At 76.0% G+C, this 23226-nt stretch carries 14 protein-coding genes; all 14 read right to left on the bottom strand.

The features are described 5' to 3' along the window. Nucleotides 1–19: 19 nt before the first annotated feature. From ACFVUH_RS13935 to ACFVUH_RS13870, 14 genes are read right to left on the bottom strand one after another with little or no spacing between them, the layout of a single operon-like run. Nucleotides 20–1423, bottom strand: a complete 1404-nt coding sequence (locus ACFVUH_RS13935; protein WP_387913256.1) for a DUF6519 domain-containing protein — start codon at nt 1421–1423, stop codon at nt 20–22. A 34-nt stretch (nt 1424–1457) separates the two neighbouring features. After that, nucleotides 1458–3689, bottom strand: coding sequence for a hypothetical protein (locus tag ACFVUH_RS13930; protein ID WP_387913255.1), 2232 nt, complete (start codon nt 3687–3689; stop codon nt 1458–1460). Beyond that, a complete protein-coding gene (locus ACFVUH_RS13925; protein WP_387913254.1) occupies nt 3686–7498 on the bottom strand; it encodes a putative baseplate assembly protein in 3813 nt (1270 codons plus the stop codon). The genes ACFVUH_RS13930 and ACFVUH_RS13925 overlap by 4 nt, the downstream gene beginning before the upstream one ends. Continuing rightward, nucleotides 7495–10779: a putative baseplate assembly protein gene (locus ACFVUH_RS13920; protein WP_387913252.1), complete on the bottom strand. Its 3285-nt coding sequence runs from the start codon at nt 10777–10779 to the stop codon at nt 7495–7497. The genes ACFVUH_RS13925 and ACFVUH_RS13920 overlap by 4 nt, the downstream gene beginning before the upstream one ends. Further along, entirely contained in the window at nt 10776–11183 is a 408-nt protein-coding gene (locus ACFVUH_RS13915; protein ID WP_387913251.1) for a GPW/gp25 family protein, read from the bottom strand. Before ACFVUH_RS13915 ends, ACFVUH_RS13920 begins: the two co-directional genes overlap by 4 nt. Beyond that, nucleotides 11180–11512 (bottom strand): hypothetical protein, encoded by a 333-nt coding sequence (locus ACFVUH_RS13910; RefSeq protein WP_355363237.1) that lies wholly within the window; start codon nt 11510–11512, stop codon nt 11180–11182. Before ACFVUH_RS13910 ends, ACFVUH_RS13915 begins: the two co-directional genes overlap by 4 nt. Nucleotides 11513–11524: 12 nt before the next feature. Continuing rightward, complete coding sequence (locus ACFVUH_RS13905; protein WP_355363239.1) at nt 11525–12034, bottom strand: phage baseplate assembly protein V; 510 nt, start codon at nt 12032–12034, stop codon at nt 11525–11527. An 18-nt stretch (nt 12035–12052) separates the two neighbouring features. Further along, the gene (locus ACFVUH_RS13900; protein WP_355363312.1) at nt 12053–13147 is read right to left on the bottom strand and encodes a hypothetical protein; all 1095 of its coding nucleotides are present in this window, start codon (nt 13145–13147) and stop codon (nt 12053–12055) included. Nucleotides 13148–13202: 55 nt separating this feature from the next. Next, nucleotides 13203–13574, bottom strand: a complete 372-nt coding sequence (locus ACFVUH_RS13895) for a LysM domain-containing protein (protein ID WP_355363241.1) — start codon at nt 13572–13574, stop codon at nt 13203–13205. A 5-nt stretch (nt 13575–13579) separates the two neighbouring features. Next, nucleotides 13580–14224 (bottom strand): hypothetical protein, encoded by a 645-nt coding sequence (locus ACFVUH_RS13890; RefSeq protein ID WP_387913248.1) that lies wholly within the window; start codon nt 14222–14224, stop codon nt 13580–13582. Beyond that, nucleotides 14224–14835, bottom strand: coding sequence for a hypothetical protein (locus tag ACFVUH_RS13885; RefSeq protein ID WP_387913246.1), 612 nt, complete (start codon nt 14833–14835; stop codon nt 14224–14226). The genes ACFVUH_RS13890 and ACFVUH_RS13885 overlap by 1 nt, the downstream gene beginning before the upstream one ends. A gap of 12 nt (nt 14836–14847) precedes the next feature. After that, a complete protein-coding gene (locus ACFVUH_RS13880; protein WP_387913245.1) occupies nt 14848–20853 on the bottom strand; it encodes a DUF4157 domain-containing protein in 6006 nt (2001 codons plus the stop codon). Beyond that, the gene (locus ACFVUH_RS13875; protein WP_387913243.1) at nt 20850–21194 is read right to left on the bottom strand and encodes a hypothetical protein; all 345 of its coding nucleotides are present in this window, start codon (nt 21192–21194) and stop codon (nt 20850–20852) included. The genes ACFVUH_RS13880 and ACFVUH_RS13875 overlap by 4 nt, the downstream gene beginning before the upstream one ends. Then, entirely contained in the window at nt 21185–23212 is a 2028-nt protein-coding gene (locus ACFVUH_RS13870; protein ID WP_387913241.1) for an ATP-binding protein, read from the bottom strand. The genes ACFVUH_RS13875 and ACFVUH_RS13870 overlap by 10 nt, the downstream gene beginning before the upstream one ends. Nucleotides 23213–23226 lie beyond the last annotated feature (14 nt).

Genomic DNA, 23226 nt, shown 5'->3' with positions numbered 1-23226 from the left:
GGCCGCGGGCGCGGGGTGGTCAGGCCAACGGGGCGAAGGTCTGCCGGAGGTCGACCACCGTGGCCGGCCCGGTCACCCAGGCGAGCGGGGCGTGGTGGACCCGCACGCCGGCCGGGGGCCGCAGCAGCGCCTCGCCGGCGGCGTTCTGCGGCCACTCCACCGAACCGGTGGCGGTCCGGGCCGGAACGAGCCAGTAGTCGCCCCGGGTGTACTCGCCGCACGGCCGGAAGTACACCTGGACGCCGTCCTCCAGGTCGAGCCAGGTCCCCTCCTGGACCCGCAGCGCACCGCCGGCCGGCGGCAGGGCGTCCCGGCCGCGCGGCGCCCGGTGGTCCCAGCGGCGCAGGAAGGGGTGACGCCCGGCCAGCCGCCCGACCTCCGGCACCGGTTCGGCGGACAGCCGCACCCGGCGCCCCGGCAGGTCGGTCTCCGCCACCTGCAGCAGGTCCGCCGGCTCCTCCCGGCTGACGTAGGCGCTGTCCGCGACCTCGACCCAGTCGCCGACCGAGAGGCCGAGCCGGTCGTCGTCGCCCAGCGTGGTGAGATCGACCCAGACGCCCTCGATCGAGACGACCGGCAGGACGACCGAGCCGTTCTCCCGGGACCACTTGAACGTGGCCCCGCCCCCGGCCGAGCCGCCGCGGTGGACCTCCACCCGGTACAGCTGGTTCTCCGGGCCCCGGTAGCCGGCTTCCGGGTGGGCCAGGCACGGGTCCTCGCTCGCCCGCTCCGGCCGCCGGGCGCGCGCGGCCAGCCGGGTGGCGGGCCGCTCCCGCGCCTCGGCCCAGGCGTCGAAGGCCTCCCGCACCCGGGACTCCCCGCCGTCCGGCGCTCCCAACTCCGAGGCCGGCAGGGCGAGTACCTGCCAGACGACCTTGGCCCGGGCCGCCGTGTCGGGCATCGCCGCACCGAGCGCGACCTCGCGGATCTCCGGGTCCTCGACGGCCGTGACACTGCGCTCCCAGACCTTCAGGTAGACCAGGAACGGGAATTCGCCGGGCAGCCGGTCGCCGGGCCGCTCCTGGTCCCGGTAGGCGTCCGGCTGGTCCCAGTACGTCCAGCCGGCGGGCTCCTGCCGGACGTCCGCCTCACCGCCGCCCGGATCACCCTCGTCGGGCACGGCGGGGTCGGGCCCGGGCCGGTCGGCCTCGCACAGGATGCCGTCCACGTAGTAGCGGCCGCCGCCGATGCCGAGGTCGTCCAGGTCGTGGTTGCCCGGCAGGTGGACGATCGCGAACCCGGCCGCCGCGGCCGGTCCGCCGTGGCGGCCGATCAGGTCGGCGGCGAGCGTGCGCAGCTGGTAGCGCTCGATCGCGGCCTGCTCGTTGGCGTCGGCGTCCAGCTGGACCCGGCCCTGCTGGGTCAGCACCGCGGAGTAGTGCCTGCCGGGCCGGAAGGTCAGGCGCGAGAAGTCTGCGTGCACGGTTTCCCTCTCACAGTCGGGGGTCGGGAGCGGGTCAGGAGGCGAAGAAGATCCCGGCGTCGGTGCCGGCCGGCGTGTACTCGGCCAGCCGCGCCCGCAGGTTGTCCTCGCGCTGGGGCTGGAACAGGTCGTGGAAGGCGCCCAGTTCGGAGCGGTCCTCGGCGCCCCGGGTGATCTCCGGCGCGCACCCGGCGGCCGGCCGGCCGTAGTCGGGCGTGCCGTAGCGCAGGGAGGCGAACAGCGGGCGGACCCGCTCGGCCTCCACCTCGCGCAGCCGGGCGGCCTGCGCCGGGGACAGCTCGCCGCGCTCGGCCAGCTCGGTCACCGCCGCGCGCACCAGGTCCGGCTGGCACGCGTACCGGCGCGGGGAACGCGAGCCCGGGGGGACGTAGCAGAACCGCAGGCAGCCGGGTGAGCGGCGGGCCACCCGCAGCCGCCCGGTGAAGACGCAGTCCTCGGCGATCGGCACCGCGTGGGTGTGCACCTCGCCGAGCACGGTGGAGCGGTGCGCGTGCAGCAGCGCGTGGGCGTGCTCGCAGTCGGGTCCGGAGAGCGCCGGCCGGTCGGGCCCGGTGGCGTCCAGGATGCTGTCCGCGAGGTGGATCTCCAGCGGGTCGGTGTCCACCTCGTCGCCGATGACCTGGATCGCGCCCAGGACGCACCGCTCGATCCGGACGCAGGCCGTCGTGCGGTCCAGCACCAGGCTGGGCTCGTGCGGCGCGTGCGGTGCGCAGTGCGGCTCCAGCGACCAGCCCGGCACCAGGGTGCAGTGCCGCAGGGTGACGGAGGCCAGCGGTCCGGTGACGTTGACGCCGCGACCGGTGATCAGCAGGCCGTCCAGGACCAGCCGCCCGCCCGGGCACGCGCCGCGGACGTTGAGCGCGTCCGGCCGGTTGCTGTACCAGTCGAGCAGCCGGATCACCGGGCGGGTGCCCTCGGCGGCGCGCAGTTCGAGGCGGTCGTCGGCCGCCAGGTCGAAGTCCAGCTGCTCCTGGTAGGCGCCGCTGTGGGTGATCTCGATGACGGCGGCGCCGCCCGCGGTACCGGCCTGCTGATCGGCCCGCCACCGCTCGTACGCCTCGTTGATCCGCTCGTACGACTGGCCGGGCCCGACCCGGTAGACCGGCCGGTGCCGGGCCTCCGGGCGGTCGCGCGGGTACTCGCCGCCGCCGGTGTCGTCGGCGAACGCGTAGTGGTGGTCGACCAGGACGCCGCGGCGCGGGGCGCAGCGGGCGCCGAAGGCGATCCGGCCGAGCACCGGGTCGACGGCGACCTGGCCGCGGGCGGGCCGGTAGGTCCAGCCGGTCAGGTCGGCCACCGTGATCTCGGCGGGCGGGATCGGCTCCTGGGCGCCGTCGCGCCAGATCGCGAAGCTCTTGCCGGGCCCGTAGTAGTCGGCCAGGCGCTCGGCGAGCTGCCGGCGCCGGATCGGTGCCGGCACGTTGTCGATCGCCGCGAGGTGGGAGGCCGACGGCTCCGGCTCGGGCCGGGTGAACAGCGGGGTGTCGTTGCCGAGGACCGAGAAGGTGAAGAGGTTCCTGGCCCGGTCGACGCAGTAGGCGGGCGCCCGGGTGACGGAGTACGGCCTCAACCGCCAGACGTACAGGGCGACCCCGGCCGGCGTGCGGCCGCCCCGGCGGCGGGCGGAGGCGGCCCGGCGGACGTCGGCGGTGTGCGCCTGGCCGTCGAACGGCCCGTCGAGCAGGTCCAGCGCCGCGCCGTCCCGGACGTCGACCAGCCGGCCGCGGCCCAGCCGCAGCCGGTCGGCGCTCTCCTCGTCGGGGCGCAGCAGCCGCACCGGCTGGGTGCCGCCGAGCAGCCGGGAGAGCTCCACGGCCCGGGCCGGCCAGTCGGCGACCGAGGCGGACAGCTCCTCCAGCAGGGCGAGCGTGCCCTTGCGCCGCCGGTTGGCGACGGTGTTCGCGACGTCCTGGCGCGGCGCCAGCCGGGCGGCGAGCCGGTCGCGGGCCGCCGCCCGCTCGGGGGAGGCCTCGCCGTGCAGACCGGTGGCGAGCACCTCCTCGTAGCCGGGCAGGATCCGGTAGCCGACCAGGTCACCGAGGTAGGCGACGGCCCAGTCGGCGGCGGTCTCCACGAACCAGTCCCGGTAGCCCTGGTCGATGCCCTCGCGCACGAGGTCCACCTGCTCGGCGACGACGGCCAGCAGGGCGCGCAGCGGCTCACCCGCCTCGGCGTCCCGCAGCCGGTGCCACTGCGGCAGCAGCTCCAGCAGCCCGTCCGGGTCCCGCTCGCTCGGGCCGGTCATGTGCGGACCTCCTTGAGGATCAGCGTGTCGGGCAGATCCGCCGACAGCAGGGCGAGTTGGGCCGGGCGGATGCCGCGGAAGACCGTCAGCACCCGGCCGGCCGACAGCGGCCGGGTGTCGGTGATGCCGGGGTTGAGCCGCAGCAGCTCCGCGAGCGGGATGCCGTGGCGGGCGGCGATGTCGGTGAGGCTCTCCCCGGCGGGGTCGCGCACCCGGTACCGCTGCTCCTCGAAGCGGGCGAGCCGGGCCGGGACGGTCGGCCACGGCCGGGCGAGCTGCTCGGGCAGCCGCTCCAGGCCCTCGGGGGTGAGGCTGCCGGGTACGCCGGTGAAGGCGTCGACGTCCGCGCGGTCCACGCCGGGGACGGCCTGGGCGGTGGCGAGCACCTCGGACAGGTGGGCGCTCTGGCCGAGTTGGCGACCGGCGTAGCCGAGGCGGTCGAGCAGGGCGCGGCGCAGTGCCGGTTCGACCACGTCCCAGGAGTGGTCCGGGTCGAGCTCGACGCTCAGGGCGACGACCAGCAGGACGAGTTCGCGCGGCGCGACCTCGACCGGCAGCCTCGGGTCGCCGCAGGCGGTGAGCGCGGAGCGCAGGGTGCGGACCGGGTCGGAGCCGTCGGTGAGCGGGATGTCGTCCACCCCGGCCACCGTGACGTGCACGAGTTCGCGCCGGCCGTCCGAGAGCCGGGTGGCGGCGGCGCGCCCGATGCCGGCCCGGGAGCGGGTGAAGTCCTCGTAGTCCGGGACCGAGACCAGCCGGTCCAGGGCGGTGACGGCGAGCGGGACGGTGCGCCGGGCGAGGCCCGGGCCGTCGGGGTCGGCGCCGCCGGTGGCGGGCAGCGGGTTGACGACGGCGGAGACGCCGAGCGGACGGGTGGTGAGCTGGGTGATCCGGCCGGCGCCGACGTTGCCCGGCGCGCCGATGCCGATCCGGTAGCGGGCGCGGACGTTCTCCCGGCCGGTGGGCAGGCGCGAACCGTGCACGCCGTCGCCGAAGGTGACGGTGGTGCGGCCGTCGGACGCGGTCGCGGTGACGTAGACCCGTTCGTCCGGGCCGCGCCCGGCGAGGCTGTCGACCTCGTGCCAGCGCACCCCGTCGACCCGGACCTCCAGGGTGCTGCGGGCGCCGCCGGGGGTGTCGGCGGCCAGCCAGGTGAGCGGGGACTGCCAGAGGGCGAAGCGCTGGCCGGGGACGCCGGCGTCGCCGCTGCCGATGGCCTCGTCGCGGGTGGCGCCCTGGGTGGCGCGGACCACGTTGCCGAGGATCCGGACGGTGTCGCGCCGGTAGCGGTGGGCGAGGTCGGCGCTGAGCGTGATCGTGGTGCGGACGGTGTCCCCGGGCAGTCGCGGGTCGACGCCCTGCTCGACACCGGCGATCATGGCGAGTTCGCTCGCCCGGACCCCGGTGGTGTGCGGGATGTCGGTCCGCTCGCCGTCGACCACGATCCACCGGCCGGGCGTCAGCCCGTCGTGGAGCCGGGCGAGTTCGATCCGGTCGCCGTGCACGTCCTCGGTGACGGGCTCGTCGGCGAGCCGCAGGGACTCGCCGCGGGCGTAGACGGTGGCGTCGCGGATGTGCGAGAGCTGGGTGTCCTGGTCGTCCAGCCACTGCTGCTGGAGCGACAGTTCGGTCACCTTGCCGGTGATGCCGAAGTCGGCGCGGGAGATCACCCGCACGTCGGTCACCCGGGTGATGACCTCGGCGAGGTCGCGGCTGCCCGGGATGCCGCCGTCGAGCCCCTTGCGCGGGCGCTGGATGACCACCCAACTGCCGGGCGCGATCTGGTCGTACACGGCGTCGAGGGTGAGGACCGTGCCGGAGACCGGTTGCAGCTTGGTGGTGAACACCACCTCGACGGCGGGCGGTGACTGCTCGGTGGCGGGGTAGCGGTGCACCCGGACGTTCAGCTCGCCGGACTCGCCGGTCTTCTCCTGGCCCGGGTCGAGCCGGTAGTCGAGCGTGGGGCCGGGGCCGCCGTCGATCGTCACATGGACGCGGTCGTCGGCCTGCGGGCGGGACACCGAGACCCTGCGTTCGGGCAGCCCGGGCAGGAACCGGGCGCTGACGCCGGGTTCCGGGTCGGAGGAGGGCACGGCGGAGGCGTGCGGGCCCGGCGCTTTGGGCGCGTTCGGAGGATTGGGTGGGTTCGGCGGGTTCGGTGGAGGCGTCGGCGGCTCGGTGGTGACCACCTCGACCTGGCCGGGCCCGAACGGGAAGGTGTGGTCCCACGGCAGCGAGAAGCCGCTGTGCAGCAGGCTGCCGGCCTCGACATAGGTGAAGTCGGCGGTCCTGGGGACGGCGCCGGCGGCGTCGAAGGTGACCCGGACGCCGATCAGGGTGCTGCCGGAGAGCGGCCAGTCCACGTAGCGGTCGATCCGGCCGTCGGCGCCGTAGACGGGCTTGAGCGGCGCGGTGGCGCCGAACGGGGTGGCCACCACCCGCATCGCCTGGATCTCGTGCACGGCGGGCGGCACCGTCAGGTCGACCCGGCGCCAGGCGGGGTAGAGGCCGTCGCGCAGCCGGGGGTCGAGGGCGGCGAGCAGCTGCGCGCCGAGGTCCGAGCCCGGGGCGAACAGGCGCTTCGGGTCGCGGGCGAGGTCCCGGGCGCCGAGCGGGGGCCGGGCGGCGGTGGTGCGCAGCGCGGCCAGCAGCGGGCCGAGTCCGCGGACGGCCGGGTCGCCGGCCGGGGGGCCGCCCGGCTGCGGTCCGGTCCCCTCGGGGACCTGCGGCGGCTCCAGCTGGTGGGCGCGGTCGCGCAGGGCGGACAGTTCGTCACCGAGGCGGCCGAACCAGTCGGCCACCGGCTTGCGGGGGCGGGCCAGTTCGGCGGCCTCGGCGGTCCGGACGAGCACCGGGGCGAGCCGGTCGGCGTAGCCGGCCGGGGTGCTCAGCGGGCCGGAGGGCCGGTCGAGGTCGGCGCGCAGCGGGGCCAGCACCTGCGCGTCGAAGTCCCGGACGATCCGGCTCGGGCCGGGCCGGGGGTTCGGGGCGGTCTCGGACTCGGTGATCCAGTCCGCCAGCTCGGCGCGCAGGTCCTTGAGGGTGCGCAGGTCCCGGGGGAGTCCGATCACCGTGACGTCGTTCTCGCGGTCGAGCCGCACCTCGGGCACCAGCCGCAGCACCCGGTGGACCGGGTCGGCGGCCTTGTCGGCGCTGAAGACGAACAGCAGCCGGTCGCCGGGCCTGATGTTGTTGGCGGTGCCGGCGGCGAACAGCTCGGCCCGACCGCCGGGGTTCAGCCGGCCGGGCGTCAGCTGGTACGGGCGGCGGCGCAGGACGGCCAGTTCGTTCCAGGCCGCGCGGGCGGGGAGGTCCTCGGCGGTCTCGAAGGACTGCGGGTCCTCGCCGGGGCCGGGGACGCTCTGGCTGCGGGCGCCGCGCGGCACGATCACGACCGGGTCCTCGGCGGCCCGCGGGTCCTGGTCGAGCGTGTAGGCGAGGTGGGTGCCGGCGGCCACGCCGGGCCGGGGCCGGTGTCCGACCAGCCGGCCGAGCAGGGTGAGCGAGCCCTCGTCGGTGGCGGTGCGCAGATAGCCCTCGTTGGCGATCCGCTCCGAGTGGAAGGTGAGCAGGTCGGCGAGCACGGCCCAGGAGTCCAGCAGCGCGATCGCCGGGTCGTCCGGGGTGCGGACCGTCAGGTCGCGCAGCGCGGGGTAGGCGGGGCCGGACAGCCGGGCGAGCAGGCTGTCGAGGAACTGCCCGTAGCGGCCGACCCGGTAGCCGATGGCGTCCAGTCCGGGCGGGTTGAACAGCGGGGCCGGGGTCGCGGTCGCGGTGCCCGCGCAGCCGCAGGTGCACTGGCCGTTCACCGGCCACCTCCGATCACGAGCGAGAGCCGGCCGTTCTCCGGCCGGTCGGGGTCGTTGTCGCAGCAGGCGATCTCCAGCGCGCCGATCCGCAGCAGCCCGTCGGCCGGCTCGCCGTCGTCCCGCCCGAACTGCCGCCGCAGCCGCGTGACCTGGGCGCTGACCACGCCCGGCACGGCGGCCGCCGCGGCCACCAGCCGCGAGACCCGCACCGGCTCGCCGAAGTCCAGCGCGTCGGGGTGGAAGAAGCCGAGCCGGCCGTCCGGCAGCGCGCGGCTGCCCAGCACCCGCCGCAACTCGGCCAGCAGATGGCCGCGTTGGTGCCCGGGGGCGGCGCAGATCCGCAGTTCGAGGTCGAGCGGCACCAGCAGGGCGGGGCGGACGACCAGGTCGTGGCCGATCCGGCGGTACACCTCCAGGCCCTGTCCGACCGCCTCCAGCAGGGCGGGGTCCGCCGTCGCCTGCCCGTACGGCTCGACGGCGACGTGGACCTCCTGGACGCTGCCGGTCCAGCGGAGCTCGGCGGCGGCCCGCCGCACCCCCGGCCGGGCGGCGGCCAGCTCCGCGTAGTCGGCGGCCGTGACGGCGCGCAGCCGAGTGCGGCTCAGCGCGAGCGGGGCCGACTGGCGCACCTGGTCGAGCGGTTCGGGGCCGACGCCGCCGGTCGCGGGCAGCGGGTTGCGGACCAGGCGCACCGCGTCCTGCGGCCGGGTGGCGGGGCCGCCGTCCTGCGGTCGGTGGCAGACCACCAGATGGTTGACGGCCTCCGCGCCGACGTTCCCGGCCGTGCCGTTGCCGATCCGGTAGCCGACCCGCACCTGCGCGCCGGGCCGCGGCGGCAGGCCGTGCCGGCCGTCGCCGAAGCGCAGCGCGAGGCGGCCGTCCTCCTCCGGCTCGCCCACGAAGTGCCGGTCGCGCCGGCCGTCGGCGAGCAGGTCCTGGCGGGGTGTCCACTCCTGGCCGTCGGCGGTGGCCCGGACCGCGGGCAGGGCGGAACGCGGGTCCTGGACGGCGAGCGCGCTCGCCGGGCCGGCCAGCGCGGGGGAGTCGGGGTCGAGCCCGGCGGCGTACCGGGCGCCCCAGCTCCGGGCCACCTCCCAGACGCCGGAGCGCCGCAGCACCCCGCCGGCGCGGGCCCGCGCGGTGAGCAGGTCGAGACGGCGCTGCTTGGCCGCGAGCAGCCGGGTACGGCGGGCCAGTAACTCGCGCAGGGCGGCGGCGGGCCGGTCGGCGAGGTGCAGCCCGGCGACCACCCGGGCGCCGAACAGGACGGTCAGTTCGGCGAGTTCGGCGCGGGACGGGGCGTGGCCGCGGTGCGCCCGGTGCCACAGCTCCTCCAGCCGTGCGCGGACCCGTTCGGGAATGCCGGCGAGCAGCGCGGCCTGCCCGGCGCAGACGTGCGCCCGGTCCGGGTAGCCGGCCGCCCGGGTGACCGGCGCGTAGCGCAGCACGGGGCGGAAGGGCGGCGGCAGGACGGGGTAGCGGGTCTGGTCGAGCAGCGTCTCCAGCGCCGCCGCCTGGGCGTCGGCGGTGGGCGGCTCGACCACGGCGCCGCCGTCCTCGCCCTCGGCGCCCGCGCCGGGCGCGAGGCGTACGCTCAGCCCGGCCCGCCGCACCGCCGCCTCGCCGACCAGCGCGGACAGCGCGTGGAGCTGCTCCGGGTCGAGCCGGCGGCCACTCCGGGTCCGCGTGAGCAGCTCGTGGACGGCCTCCGCCGCGGGGCTGCCCCCGGTGCGGTCCGCGCAGCCGGACCCGTCCGGTCCGCAGGGCGCCACCCGGACCGGCTCCGGCGGTACCGCGAAGGTCTCCGGGGCTCCGTCGCAGAAGGTGAGGGAGCGGCCGTGGTCGACCGGGACGACGTTGCCGCGGGCGACGCTCACATCGGCGATCGGGGCGCAGTCGCTCCCGCCGTGCGACGACAGGCAGACCGGGAAGGCGAGCGCGTCCTCGGGCGCCCAGGTGACCTCGACCACGGGCTGTCCGTACAGCTCGTCGACCAGCGGGGTGACGGAGGTGAGCCGCACGGCCTGGCGGTGCGCGGGGTCGGCGTCGGCGGCGGCGCCGGTGCGCGGGCCGAGCACCTCCTCGATGATCAGCAGGTCGCCGGGGTGCAGCGCCAGCTGCCGGGCATGGCCCTGCGGCCGGCCGGTTTCGTGCGGGCCGGCTTCGTCCGGGCCGGTTTCCTGCGGGCCGGTGTCCTGCACACGGGCTTCCGGCACGCCGGTCGCCTGCGGTCCGGTCGCGGTCCGGCCGTCGCGCAGGGTCGCGGAGGTCGCGCCCCGGGGCAGCACGCAGTCCTGGTCGCCCCAGGTCCAGAACCGGATGGTGTTGTGCGCCGGGTGCAGCACCACGTCCGCCCCGTCGAGCGGCTCGAACACCTCGACGGTGGCGGACCCGGCGAGCGCGTCCAGTTGCTCGTCCGGGATCACCGTGGACAGCTCGGGGCGGTCCTGCGGGCCGAGCCGGCCGGCGTCGACGGCGGCGAAGCGGAAGGTGCCGTGCCGCAGGGTGAGCGGTCGGTCGGCCGTCAGCGCGACCAGCGCCCGGGCGTTGCAGCCCTCGTGCACGGCGTAGTCGACCAGCCGGGCGTGCCGGCGCACCGACACCCGGCGGCGGGCGGTGTCGAGGTACGCCTCGGTGGCCACCGCGTCCTGCTGGTAGGAGAGCTGGTCGGCGGTGTGGGCGAGCAGCTCGACCAGGGTGATGCCGAGGTCGGGCAGGTGCCGCTCGGACCAGCCGGGCACGGTGAGGCTCATCCGGTCCAGCACCAGCCGTCGCAGGCTCTCGTAGTCGCGGGCGGTGTAGTCGATGACCGGGGCCGGCCGGACGGCGGGCGGACAGTCCTCCCCGGTGCGGCAGTCGAAGGGCGAGGGGCAGTCGGCGCCGAAGGAGAACCCGGTGCTCGCGTAGCGCGGATCGAAGCCCGGGTACGGGCGGGTGCCCGGCCGGCCGTGGGCGTCCGGCTCCACCACGGTCAGCCGGTAGCGGGAGGTGTCGCCACGGCGGTCGAGGGTGACGTGCATCCGGTCGTCGAGTTCCGGGTCGTCCGCGCGCTCGATGTCGACCGCGAGGGCGCGCAGGCCGGTGATCCGCCGGCCGCCGTCGACGCGGACGTTCTGCGGGCCCAGCTCGTCGGGGGCCCGGCCGAGGAAGGTCACGCTCAGCGTGCGCCCGTCGTCGCCCGGTTCGGCGCCGTCCAGGCCCAGCAGCCGCGCCGCCCGCACGTCGGCGCGCCGTTGTTCCGTCCCGCACCGGACCGTCGGGTCCCCGGATCGCCCGGTCATGCCGCCACCCCGCCCTCGAAAACGTCCTGCCGCTGCGAGCCGGTCCGGCTGACGACGTACGCCAGCTCGACCCGCACCACGTTGTCCTCGCTCGTCACGTCGAGCGAGGCCACCTCGATCACATCGCCGAGCCAGCGTTGCAGCGCCGCCTGCACGGACAGCCGCAGGGTGGCCGCCAGCTCCGGGCTGTTCGGCGCGAACACCAGGTCGAGCAGCCCGCAGCCGAGGTCCGGGTACATCACCCGCTCGCCGGGGCTGGTGAACAGCAACTGCTCGATCAGGTCGCGCACATGGTCGTCGTACGCCGCCTCGGCGGTGCGCCCCCGGCGGTCGGTCCGGAACGGGAACGCGAGGTCCGTCCGGGCCGGACCGGCGCCGCTCCCCGGGTACCCCGTGCCGCTCATGTGCCCACCGCCCGCTGCTGGACGACGGTCACGACCGGCGGCCCCTGCGGGATCTGCTCGGCGCTCCGGCACAGCCCGACGGCGGACCGCGGCAGCGCGGGGGAGCCGTTCACCCGGATCCGGGCGGAGGGCACCACCCAGTGCACCGTGACGCAGGGCTGCGGCTTGCCGGCCACGGTGAAGGGGCAGCCGGTCACGGTGTACGGGTCGGCGGTGGCGGTGACGGCCTGCCCGGCGACCAGCACCCGGGCCTGGACGGGGCGGGCGGTCGCCTGGGCGCCGTGCGGGCAGGTGACCGTCGCATTGACGTGCAGCAGGTGTCCGGACACGAGACTCTCCCGTCAGGTCACGCTCAGGGCGTCCTGGTTGATGGATACGGTGGCGCCGACGAGCGAGATCGAGGCGCCCTGGCCGTTGCTGATCCGGATGCCCGAGTCGTCGAGCACGATCGAGGCCCCGCTCGGCGTGCGCAGGGTGATCCCGGTGGTCGGATCGTCGGACAGCACGATCACCCGGTGCCCGGAGGTCTCCAGCACCGTGTTCGGCGCGCCCGGCGGTCCGGTCAGCGCCTCCACCGGGACCTCCGAGGCGGAGCCGTACCAGCAGCCCGTCCAGACCGGGTAGCTCTGGTCGCCCTGCTCGAACTCCAGCCACACGCCCGCCCCGACCGGCGGGACCGCGTAGTGGCCCATGCCGGGACCGGCCACCGGGAAGCACGGCATCGCCCAGCCCGAGGTGACCTCGCCCAGGACGTCGGGCACCTGGGCCTGGATGCGGCCGATCCCGAGCGGGTCGGTGTTGTTCACCACCGTCCCCCGGAACTTGCCGAGGTAGCGGGTCGGTTCGGCCATGCCGGCACCTCCTGGTGGTCACGGGACGACGGTGGGTCCGAGGGCGATCAGGCCCTCACGGGTCAGCGTGAAGTTCTGGGTGTACGAGCCGGGTCTGAGGTTGTGGGTGACGCTCTTGACGAAGTACAGGCCGTCGTAGGTGAGCCCGGCGCCGCGGACGCCGACCAGCTCGCGCGGGCGCAGCACGTGCCCGTACCGGACGACGTCCAGCTGCCCGGAGCCCGAGACGGCGTCCGCCGACTGCATCGCCTGGGCGATGATCTCGGCGACGGCCTGGCCGGTGTCCTTCTTGGCGGTGTCGGCGACGACCTTCTTCTTCAGCGCCGGCGCGGGCCTGAGCGCGAGCGGCGGGCGCAGCACGCTCACCTCCGGCACCGGCAGGACGGCGGACACCTTGGTCGCCGGGAGCTGGATGCGGGCCTCCGGCTCCTCGCGGGCGGTGCCGTCGAAGGCGAAGGTGAGCTGGTCGACGTTGGACAGCACGTCCAGGTTCACGTTCAGCGCGTGCTGCGGGACGCCGAGCCGGTTCTCCGGCCCCCAGTAGGCGCGGCTCATCCCGGGGACCGGGCCCGGGTCGAGGTAGAAGACGTACCCGTTGGCCTTCGCCAGCTCGTTGACGTAGCCGAGGTCGGTGCCCTTCTGGAAGTCGATCCGCCGGGTGGGCATCGGCGTCTGCGGCACCAGCTCGGGGATCACCAGCGGGGCGATGCCGTACTGCCCGTACTTGCCGATGATCGCGGCGACCCGGGCCGCCGGGGACATCGCCGGGAAGGGCACCGCGGCCTGCTCCTCCAGGTCCATCAGCACCGTGAGGTCCTCGCCGGTGACGGTGAGGGTGGACTGGCCGGGCTGGTTGCTGATACCGACCTCCTGCCGGATGATCACACCGTCCATCAGCACGGTCGGGGTGCCGGTGACGGTCACCATCAGCACCACCCTGATCTTCGGGTCGAAGAAGCCGCCCGGCAGCAGCGCGGTGTCGATCAGACCGTTCTTCGACAGGTCGAAGGCGAGCTGGAACCCGCTGCGCTGCCCGGACGCCACCGTGACCTGCGCCGACAGCAGGGCGTCGGTCACCGGCTGGGGCACCGGCACCGGGAGCTGCGGGCCCATCAGCAGGCCGAGCCGGATCGACCCGACCGGCCCGTTCCCCGTGACGGCCGCGGCGTCAGGCACGGCCCACCCCCGGTACGGCGCCGGGCAGCGCGACGGTGATCCGCCGGCCCGGCGTCGCGGTCAGCTCCCGGGGATCGATCACCGGGTTGGCGTCGGCGATCCGCCACCACTGGTCGGCGCTGCCGAGGTAGCGCTGGGCGAGCAGATCGAGGCGGTCGCCGGCGCCGACGGTGTGCTCGGCGAGCGGGGTCAGGCCGTCCGTGGGCGGCAGCAGCCGCCGGGTCAGGTACGGCACCTGCCGTCCGTCCGGTGCCGTGTACAGCGCCACCGGGACGCCGTGGTAGCGGCTGGTCAGCGGGTACGACGAGGACGCGGGCAGCGCGGCGAACGGGTCGTCGGGGGTCGACGGGGTCCTCGGAGGCATCGGGGTCATCGCAGTCCACCGCCCAGGCCGAGCGCGCTCAGCCGGCCGTCGGCCGCGCCGGCGACCAGCCGCTCCTGCTGCGCCAGGTGCGCGAGGTAGAGCTCGGCCCCGCGGTGGCCGGTCGGCAGGTCGCTGACGGTCAGGACGCGCAGGCCGATGGCGACGGTGGCCCTGATCGGGTTCAGATCGATGTCGAACGCCTCCTCGGTGATGGTGAGTTCGGTCAGCCGCACCGGCAGGATCCGCTTGCCGCCCCAGGTGAACAGGGTGAGCGGGGCCTCGATCGGCGTGATCTCCAGGGTGCCGACCGCCGCGAGCGCCTGATTGCTCCGCAGCCGCGCACTGGGCGGCTGCACCAGCAGCTCCAGCGTGGCCAGCTGCGGATGGATGCCGTTCGGGGCCGGCAGGTCCAGCTGGTCGGTCGCGTCCAGCTCCGCGGTGAGCTTCCAGGTCTCCACGGCCGGCCCCTTGAGCCGCAGGGCCTCCGTCCGGTCCCCGCTGCCGTCGGCCCCCGCCACCTGCGGGGCCAGCGAGCGCTCCAGACTGTCCGGGTTGAACTGCAGCACGATGATCCGCTGCGGCGTGCCGCGCTGCGGATCGACGATGACCAGCCCCGACCGCACGGGCCTGGGGGCGTCCGTGTAGGGCATCAGGAGTCGCCTTCCGTTCGGGCCAGTCCCTCCAGCAGGACCCCCGCGTTGTGCCGGATGTGGTCCACCGGGTCCGTCCGGCCCAGCTCCTCCACCAGCGCCACCAGGCCGGGCCAGGGGAGGTACCCGGTCGCGACCACCACCGCCTGGCGGATCCCCGGATCGGCGTCCCGGGCGGCGCCGGCGAACGCCTCGACCACCGACCGGTCCTCCGGGCCCTCGGCGGTCAGCGCGGCGGCGTAGAGGGCGACCAGCCGGTCGTTGCGGTTGGACCCCTCGGCCCCCGCGGCCCCGTCGGCCCCCACGGTCGACGCCTCGTGCAGCGCGGTCAGGGCCTCGTCGAGCGTCCACACCCGGCAGCGCGGACGCAGTTCCGCCTCCGCCTCCGCCGCGCCGTCGCCCCGGATCGTGACGTACCGCATGCCGGTGATCCGGTCGTCGACGTAGTGCACCTCGGCGCCGCCGTCCGGGGTGAGCCAGCTGTCGACGACGGCGCCGTCCTCCTGCCGTCCGAGGTCGAGGAGGTCCCAGAAGAGGTCCCAGACGACCAGCTTGAAGTCGTGCTCGGTGAACTCGGGCCTGAGGACCAGGCGGGTGAACGATCGGGTCATGGGGTCTTCCTCTTATCTCAGGCCGTAGAACTGCCGCAGGAACTGGCGGACGAGGGCCTCGCCCTTCTTGACGGTCTCGGCCTCCGTCGCGGCCAGGATCCCCCGGCCACCGGTGCGGGCCTTCGCCCAGGCCTCGCCGAGCTCCACCTCGCGGAGCCGCAGCTCGGCGCGTTCGGCCACCGAGCCCTTCAGGTACGTCCGCTGGCCCGCCTCCTCCTGTTCGAGACCGGCCGCCGCGGCCGCGGCGCCCTCCATCGACATCGGGAACAGCCCCCGGTTGCCCAGGCGGTTGCCCTCGTGCCCGGCGAACGCCTGGTCCCGGTCGAAGCCGCCGGCCCCCGGTCCGCGGGCCAGCAGATCGGTCGTCATGGCCGCGAAGCCGAGGTTGGCGGGATTCCGGACGGACTCCCGGACGAACAGCAGCCAGTGCGCGTTGCGGACCAGCTCCTGCTGCTCCGGCGTGAACGACGGGGGCAGCCGCTTGTTGGTGCTGTACGCCCGCAGCGCCATGGCGAAGTTCATGTCGGTCAGACCGACGCGGGTCAGATCGGTCGGGATCTCGGGGTACTTGCCGACCCCCCTGGTGATCTGGTTGAAGGCGCCCGCCCACTGCTGTTCGCTGACCGGTCCGCCCTCCGGGCCGACCAGGTAGCGGTCCACCTTTCCCCAGCGGAGCCTGTACGGCGGGAGGGTGAGCGGACCGCCCTGCGCGGCCGAGAGTTCGAGGTCCGTGCCGCGGTTGCGCAGGTACCGGACGACGCCGGGAATGTCCTTCCGCCCCTGCGTCCGCAGCTCCTGGTCCCCGGCGGCCGCCCCGGCCCGGTACTTGAGGATCCGCATGTGCGTCGCGACCGCGATCACGTCGGCCCGTTCCAGGAGGCCCTGGGCCTGCTTGCGGATGATCGCGCGGACCTCCTCCGCCGTCAGCTCGAAGCCGCCCCCGGCCGCTTCCCTGGGGTTGAGCAGCGCCTCGATGGTGAAGGCCGGACTGCCGACCTCGGAGAGACCGGTCAGCCGGTACCAGGCCCGCATCCCGGCCAGGACCGGTCCGAGCACCGGCTGCGGCACACCCCGGGCCAGCAGGCGCTGGATCCGCGGGCGGATGCGGGCGACGATCAGGTCCAGGCGCTGCTGCTTCGCCTGCGGCGAGTTCTCGCGTGCGCGGCGCTCGGCGCGCTGCCGGCGGTGCCTGCTCTGCCAGTCGCGCAGCCGGTCGCGCTGCTTGCGGTAGCCGTCGCGGATCCGGTGGGCGCCGTTGGTGAGGGCGCGGCCCAGCCGGCTGCCGAGGAGCTTGCGGCCGAGGGCCCGGGCGGCGCCGCGGACACGGGTGAGGGCGGCCCGGACCGTCCGGCGGGAGGCGTCCAGCGCGCGGCCGACGGCCGAGCCGGGGCGGCGGGCGGCGGCGGACCGCGGACGGGCGGCCTCGCGGCGCGGGCGTCCGGTGGCGGGGGTGGGGTGCTGCGTGCCTCGGCCGAATCGCCGGGCGGGGCGGGCCCGTTCGGGCAGCGGCCGGGCGGCGCGGGTGGGGGAGGGGCTGCGGCGCAACGACCGGGTGGCCCGGCGCAGGGTCTCCCGGGCCCGGTTGACGGCGCGTCCGGCCGCCCGGCGGGCGCCCCGGCCGGCCCTGGCCAGGCCCTTCAGGATCCGTTGGGCGATTCCCTTGAGCCGGTTGCCGACCGCCTTGCCGGCTCCCTTGAGCTTGCCGAGCAGGAAGTTGGAGATGAAGTCCAGCAGCGCGACCACGCCCGACGCGACCGCGTCGGCGAACAGGCAGGCGGCCGATCCGGACCTGACCGCCTTGAGGAAGGCGACGAACCTCCCGATCGCGGCGACGATCCTGCTGACGGTGTTCCACGCCGCGACCAGGCCCTGGATGATCGCCATGACCGCACCCGCGGCCGGCACGATCAGTGACACCAGCTTCTCGATGACGATCGAGACGATCATCCCGGGCAGCGCGGCCACGATCGCCTGCCAGGCCATCCGGCCGATCCGGGCCATCGAGACACAGCCCTTGACCAGGACGTTGACCAGGGCGGAGGTCAGACCGACGACCGACTCCACCTTCTCGTCGAACCACTGCTTGACCGCCCGCTTGATCGCCCCCCACAGGTGGAGCCGGATGCCGTCGACCGCGGCGGTGCCCAGCTTGCGCAGCCACCCGCCCGGGTCGGCGGCGATGTCGCCGATCAGGACGGCGAACTCGCCGAACACCGCGATGGCCTTCCGCACGAAGTCGATCGCGTCCAGCACCGTCCTGCGGACCGCCTCGATCGCGGCCTTCAGCCCGGCCTCCAGCGTGTCCAGCAGCGCGCTCAGCCCGGCCGCCAGCGCGTCGAGCAGCTTGTCGACGGCGTTCCTGAGCCTGTCCGCCCACGCGTTGACCTTGGCGACGGCCCGGTCGCGCCACTCCTCGATCTTCCGGCGGAACCGGTCCCGCAGGTCCGGGAAGGCCGCCAACAGGACGTCGCAGATCGCGATCAGCGCGTCGGCGAGCTTGTCGATCAGCTCGACGGCGAACTTCCGCGCCTGGTCGATCGCCCAATCGGCGAACGTGCGGAAGCCGTCGATGATGTCGTTGATCAGACCGCGGAAGTAGTCGAAGACCCTGGTCACCGCCTGGACCAGCGCGTCGAAGGCCGCCTTGACCTTGGACTTGACCCAGCCCCACCAGCCCTCGGACTCCTCCTTCTTGCGGTCCTTCTCCTGCCGCGCCTTCTCCTCGGCCTCCTTCCGCTTGTCCTGGATCTTCCGGTTGTCCTGCTGCTGACGGTCCCGGACGTCCTTGTCGGCCTGGGTGCGCCTGCCCTCGATCCGGCCGGTCCGGTCCCGGTGCTCCGCGTCGGCGTCCCGGTCCGCTCCGGCGACCTTCCGGTCCTGCTCGGTGCGCCACTGCTCGCGCTCGGCGGCGACCTTCTCCGCGGCGTCGCCCCGCTCGCCGGCCTGCGCCCGGGCGTTGTCGGCCACCTCCTGGTCGATCCCGGCCTGGTTCTGCCGGCGCGCCTCGGCCTCTCCCTGCTTCTGCCGGGCCTGTTCGGAGCCCAGCCGGCTCCGGCCCTGGCCGACCGCGGCCTCGATCTGCGGGCCGCGCTCCTGCCGGGCCACCAGGCCGATGCCCGGCCCGGTGCCTGGGCCGGTGCCGACCGCTCCGCCGGTGCGGGCGCCCCCACTCCGCCGGCCGCCCCCCGGCACCGAGGCGGTCAGGGTCTCCTTCGGCACGTCCGGGTAGATCCGGTCCTCGCCCATCGGCTTGGCGGCGTCCTCCCGGCCGACACCGAGGATCCTGGCGGAACCGTCCTTGAGCTTCGCCGTCTGCAGATCGGTCCGCACCGGGTCGCTCTCACCGGACAGTTCGACCCGGGGCGCCGGACCGACCGTGGTGTTCAGCGCCGGGTCGGTCGAGGGCACGCCGTCGACCGCGCCCTGAACCTGCTGCACCTCCTGCGGCGAGACCTGGCCGCCCGCGTCGTCGGTGACATGCGGTGGGGCGACCCGCTCGGCGGGGTTCGGCCCCTCGACCCGCTTCCGTTCGGCCTCCTGCTGGGCGCGCTCCGTGTCCGCCGGGCCGACCCGCTCCAGCCGCTCCGTCACCGCCTCCGCGGGCGGCGCGGCCTCGGGCGTACCGGACTGGGTCCGCGGGGCTCCCGACGGCCGCTGCACGGCGGGCGGGTCCGCCTGCAGCCGGGCGTGCTGCTCGCCGACCGTACGGTCCACCGAGCCGTCCACGCCGTCCAGCGCGGTGGCCATCCGATCGGGCGGCAGGCTCGCGGCGGTGGCGAGCGCGCTCTGCGGGTCCTGGGCGGAGACGTCGGGCGGGGCCGGTGCCTCCTCCTGCTTGGCCGGGGCTGCGGCGCCGGCCGCGCCGCCCCCGGCCGCGCAACCGCCGGCTCCCGCGCCGGTGGCGTCGGGCTCCGCCTCGGTGGTGGGCTGCTGCGGGCCCGCGCAGGCGCCGCCGCCGGACTCCAGGGAGGCCTCCGCGGCGGGACCGGCGGCGAGGTCGGCCGGGGTGTCGGTCTGCTCGGCCGCCGGACCGGGGGCCGTGGACGGCGCGGAGTCGGGCGGCGCGGCGTCGGGCGCCGGCCCGGGTGCGCGGTCCGGGGCGTCGGCGGTTCCGGTCGGGCCCTCGCCGCCTACCGGCCCGGCTGCGGTGGGGGCGGCGGTGCGCTGCGGGGCGCGCGGCTCGGGCCCGCGCGGCTCCTCGGCTTCCGGCTGCCGGCCCGGCTGCTGTTCCTGCCCCGGCTCGGGCTGCTCCCGCTGCTCCCGCTGCTCAGGGGCGGCGGGCTCGGCGGCCGGGCCCCCGTCCGGGCCGCCGTCCGACGCGGGATCGGGGCCGACCTCCTGCGCGCCCGGCCGTTCCGGCTGGAGGTCGCGGCCACCCGCGTCCTCGGCCTCGGCCTGCGCGGGCTCCTCGTCGGTCTCCGGCCGGCTCCCACGCTCGTCCTGGACCTCCTCGGCCTTGGTCGCGGGGGGCTCCGGGAACGACGGGGCCTCGTCGTCGACGGCCGACATGCTGTCGGCCGACGGCGGGATCCGGTCGAGGGTCGGGACGGCGGAGAGGTCGAGGTCCGAGGAGGGCAGGAAGTCCCCGGGCCGCAGCTCCGGCCCGTCGGCGGCCGACGGCGCCCGGCCGTCCCGGTCCTCGCCGGGGGCGGCCCGGACCTCGGCGTCCGCGTCGGGCTCCATGCCCAGCGGCCGTTCCTCGTCCCGGACCTCGTCCTGCGGCCGGTCGCCCGCCAGCAGCCCGTGCCGGGCGAGCGGACTGTCCGGGGCCTGCACGATCGCGTCCAGGCGCTCGGGCCGGACGGGCGCCGGCTGCGGCGGCGGCACGGCGGCGGGCTCGCGTGGCGTGGTACCCGCCGAGGGCTGGGCGGCGGCGTCCGGCTGCGCGGCTTCGGGCGGGTTGGTGACGGGGACGGCCTGCGGCGGGGCCGACTCCTCCGCCGTGGCGAGCGCCTGCGCTGCCGCTGCCGGTGCTGCCTCGGATGCTGCTTCGGGTGCTGTCTCAGGGGCCGTTGCGGAGGCCTCCGGGGCGGCCGTGGGTTGTTCCGCCGGCTGCGCGCCCGGCGGAACCTGGTCGGCCGCGCCTTCCGGGGGTTGCGCCTGCTGCTCGTCCTGCTGCTGCTCCGGCCGGTCGGCCTCCTGCTCCGGCGGCCGGTTCTGCTCCTGACCGGGCTCGGCGGTCGGCTCGGTCGGCTCGGTGGCCTCGGTGACCGGCGCGGGCGTCTGCGCGCCGTCCACCTCGGCCGGGCGGTGCTCGGCGGCCTCGACCAGCTCCAGCACCCGGGTGTAGTCGGAGGAGGGCAGCCGGTCGGCCAGCCGGTCGAGCACGGAGGCCTGCAACTCGGGGGCGAAGCGTGCGAGTTGAAGCCTGACCCGACCGGAGGAGTCGGTCGGGTCGCCGCGCAGCGAGCGCAGGATGCCGGCCGCCAGCCGGTCGACCAGGGTGGCCGGATCGAGCCGCTCGGTGCGGAACCGGTCGGCGTCGACGGTCGCGTAGCGGAGCCAGCCCGGCGTGGCCCCCGGCGTGGCACCCGGTGTGGCCGCCGCCGGCCGGTCGTCGCGCGCGCCGCGCTCCGCCTCCCGTTCGATCGGGTCCTGCGGCAGACTGACCGCGCCCAGGTCGCGGCCGGCCCGCAGCGCGCCGAGCGGGTTCGGGGCCTGGACGGTGTGCAGCAGCTCATGGGTGAGCAGCCGCCGGCCGTCCTCGGCGGCGGGCCGGTACTTGCCCTCGCCGAAGAAGAGGTCCTGGCCGACGGCGACGGCGTCCGCGCCGATCAGTTCGGTCAGCGCGGCGGAGTCCCGGTCGGTGTGCACCCGGACCCGGCTGAGGTCGTGTCCGAGCCGCGCCTCCAGCTCCCGGCGCAGGCCCGGGTCGAGCGGCTGGCCGGCGCCGGAGACGATCTCCTTCGGCTCCGGCGTCCGGGACTTCGGCGTCCGTGCGCGCTTCCGCTCCGCGCCCCGCTCGGCGTCCTTCGAGGCGACGGCGGGCGTGGCGGCCGTCGCGGCGGGCCGTGTCATGGCCGCCCCCGTCCCGTGGGCCGGCCGCCGCCCGACAGCCCGCTGTGCACGGCACGGGCGAGCGCCTCGCCGAGCCGCCGCGCGGAGACGCCCGCGGGCAGCGGCGGCAGCCCGGCGAGCCGGTCCAGCGCGCGGTCACCGCCGGCCGCGAGCGGCACGCCGCGTGCGGCGACCAGACGGGCCAGTTCGCTCCGGAACGCCGTCGTCAGCCGGTCGTGGTCGATTCCCGCGAAGCCGTCCAGGACCAGCTCGCCGATCTCGACCTCGATCCGTCCGGCACTCCCGCGCCCGGCGCCATCACGCCCGGTACCGGGCTCCCGCCGCTCCTCGGTCAGATCCATCCGCCGACCTCCGAGGGCGTCAACGGGCGCTCCAGCTTCAGGTACTCGGTGCGCGCGGCGGCCAGCAGGTGCCGCATCTGCAGGGGGCAGTCCTCGTCGGCGGCCTGGAAGGCGGCGGAGAGCGCGATGTTGCGGATGGAACCGCCGGTCACGGTCAGCTGGGCGAGCCGCTCCGGGTCCACGCCCTGGCTGGGGGTCCGCGCGGGGATGACCCGCCGCCAGATCTCGGCGCGCTCCGGCACCCCGGGGAACGGGAAGTCGACCACGAACCTGATCCGCCGCATGAACGCCGGGTCCAGCGCCTTCTTCATGTTGGTGGTCAGCACCGCCAGGCCCCGGTAGGCCTCCATCCGCATCAGCAGGTAGCTGACCTCCAGGTTGGCGTAGCGGTCATGGCTGTCCCTGACCTCGCTGCGCTTGCCGAACAGCGCGTCGGCCTCGTCGAACAGCAGCAGTGCGCCGCCGCGTTCGGCCGCGTCGAAGACCCGTCGGAGGTTCTTCTCGGTCTCGCCGATGTACTTGCTGACGACCTGGGAGAGGTCGATGACGAACAGGTCCACCCCGAGCTGCCCGGCGACCACCTCGGCCGCCAGCGTCTTTCCGGTGCCCGACCCGCCGGCGAACAGCGCGGTGACGCCGAGGCCGTGGCGCAGCACGGCTTCGAAGCCCCACTCCTGGTAGACGGTGCCGCGTCGGCGGACGTGGGCGACGATCTCGCGCAGCGTCGCGCGCTGGCGATCCTCCAGCACCAGGTCCTCCCAGCCGGCGCGCGGCTCGACCCGTCGGCCCAGCTCGTCGAGGCACATCCGGGCTTCCGCCAGCCCGGCGTGCCACGCCAGCGGGCTGATGTCCCGGCCGTTCCCGGCCGCCCGCCGGGCCGTCGCCGCGGCGGATCGGATCACATGGCCGGGCAACGAGAACTGTGCGGCCAGCGAACGGAGTTCGCGCTCGGTGATCCCCGGCGCGCCGTCCAGGGCGGCGGTCCAGATCGCCAGCTGGTCCTCGGGGCCGAGCGGGGGCACGGCCAGCCGGGGACGGTCGGAGGCCCCGGCGGGCCGGGGCTCGTCGCCGGACACGACCAGCGGAACGGTGAGGCCCGCGAGGAAGGACTCCACGCCGTTCGGGCTGTGCGGGCGCTCCCGGCCCGGCTCCGCGCCCTCCACCAGCAGGGCGGCCGGGATCAGGATCGCCTCCCGCTGCCACAGCCGGGCGAGCCGCTCGCGTTCGGCCGGCTCGGTGGGCAGGTCCTCGCGGTGGGCGGCGTAGAGGCCGAGCCCGGCGCGGTGGGCCGCTGCCGCCGCGATCTCCCAGCGGGTGCGGCGGTCGGCGCCGGTCAGTTCGCTGTGCGGCGGTCCGTGCGGCCCGTCCGGTCCGGCCGCGGTCCACGTCCGCGCCAGTTCGGCGGCGCACCGTTCGTGCGGGCCGGGCAGTTCGCCGGGCGGGCCGACCCGGGTGAGCAGCCCGTGCAACCGCACGTCCAGGTAGGGCACGCCGACCAGGAAGTGCAGCACCCGCTCGTCGATCCGCAGCCGGGAGGTGGTGAGCGCCGTCTCGTCCTCCGGCTCGGCCAGCCGGAAGCGGCGCAGCGGGCCGACCGGGGTGAGCGCGCTCCAGTGCGGTCGGTCCAGGGCGGCCAGGGCGAGCGAGAAGGTCGGGTACGCGCGCCCGGGGTCGCCGCTCGCCGCGGCGCACCGGGCGGCGGCGGTGGGGTCGATCGCGGGGGCGGCGGCCAGGACGAGGAGGTCGCGCTCGAACGGGGTGAGGCCGAAGGAGGCGGTGAGCGCGTCCAGGGCCGTGACGGGCGGTGGCTGCCCGACCCGGTGGCCGTCGGTCGCACCGGCCGCATCGGTCGTCCTGCCCGCCCTGCCGGCCCCGGACGCACCGCTCGGCCGCCGGCCGGTGCGGCCCGCCGCGTGCGCGTCGACCCGTTCCAGCACGGCCGTGACCGCGGCCGACAGCGACCGCCGGTGCGGCTCGTCCGCCGGGCCGTCGTGGCCCTGCCCTCGGCGCGTGCTCATCGTGTCCCCCCGTC

The organism is Kitasatospora sp. NPDC058032, from assembly GCF_042885845.1.
Lineage (GTDB): Bacteria > Actinomycetota > Actinomycetes > Streptomycetales > Streptomycetaceae > Kitasatospora.
The sequence above is the reverse complement of the archived record's forward strand: the minus strand, read 5'-3'. Positions and strand labels throughout refer to the sequence as shown.

Excerpts from the sequence above, each read along its gene's own strand:
- ACFVUH_RS13895 (WP_355363241.1), bottom strand. The coding sequence starts at position 13,574 with ATGCCTCCGAGGACCCCGTCGACCCCCGACGACCCGTTCGCCGCGCTG.
- ACFVUH_RS13875 (WP_387913243.1), bottom strand. The coding sequence starts at position 21,194 with ATGGATCTGACCGAGGAGCGGCGGGAGCCCGGTACCGGGCGTGATGGC.
- ACFVUH_RS13905 (WP_355363239.1), bottom strand. The coding sequence starts at position 12,034 with ATGGCCGAACCGACCCGCTACCTCGGCAAGTTCCGGGGGACGGTGGTG.
- ACFVUH_RS13900 (WP_355363312.1), bottom strand. The coding sequence starts at position 13,147 with ATGGGCCCGCAGCTCCCGGTGCCGGTGCCCCAGCCGGTGACCGACGCC.
- ACFVUH_RS13915 (WP_387913251.1), bottom strand. The coding sequence starts at position 11,183 with ATGAGCGGCACGGGGTACCCGGGGAGCGGCGCCGGTCCGGCCCGGACG.
- ACFVUH_RS13870 (WP_387913241.1), bottom strand. The coding sequence starts at position 23,212 with ATGAGCACGCGCCGAGGGCAGGGCCACGACGGCCCGGCGGACGAGCCG.
- ACFVUH_RS13890 (WP_387913248.1), bottom strand. The coding sequence starts at position 14,224 with ATGCCCTACACGGACGCCCCCAGGCCCGTGCGGTCGGGGCTGGTCATC.
- ACFVUH_RS13880 (WP_387913245.1), bottom strand. The coding sequence starts at position 20,853 with ATGACACGGCCCGCCGCGACGGCCGCCACGCCCGCCGTCGCCTCGAAG.
- ACFVUH_RS13930 (WP_387913255.1), bottom strand. The coding sequence starts at position 3,689 with ATGACCGGCCCGAGCGAGCGGGACCCGGACGGGCTGCTGGAGCTGCTG.
- ACFVUH_RS13920 (WP_387913252.1), bottom strand. The coding sequence starts at position 10,779 with ATGACCGGGCGATCCGGGGACCCGACGGTCCGGTGCGGGACGGAACAA.
- ACFVUH_RS13885 (WP_387913246.1), bottom strand. The coding sequence starts at position 14,835 with ATGACCCGATCGTTCACCCGCCTGGTCCTCAGGCCCGAGTTCACCGAG.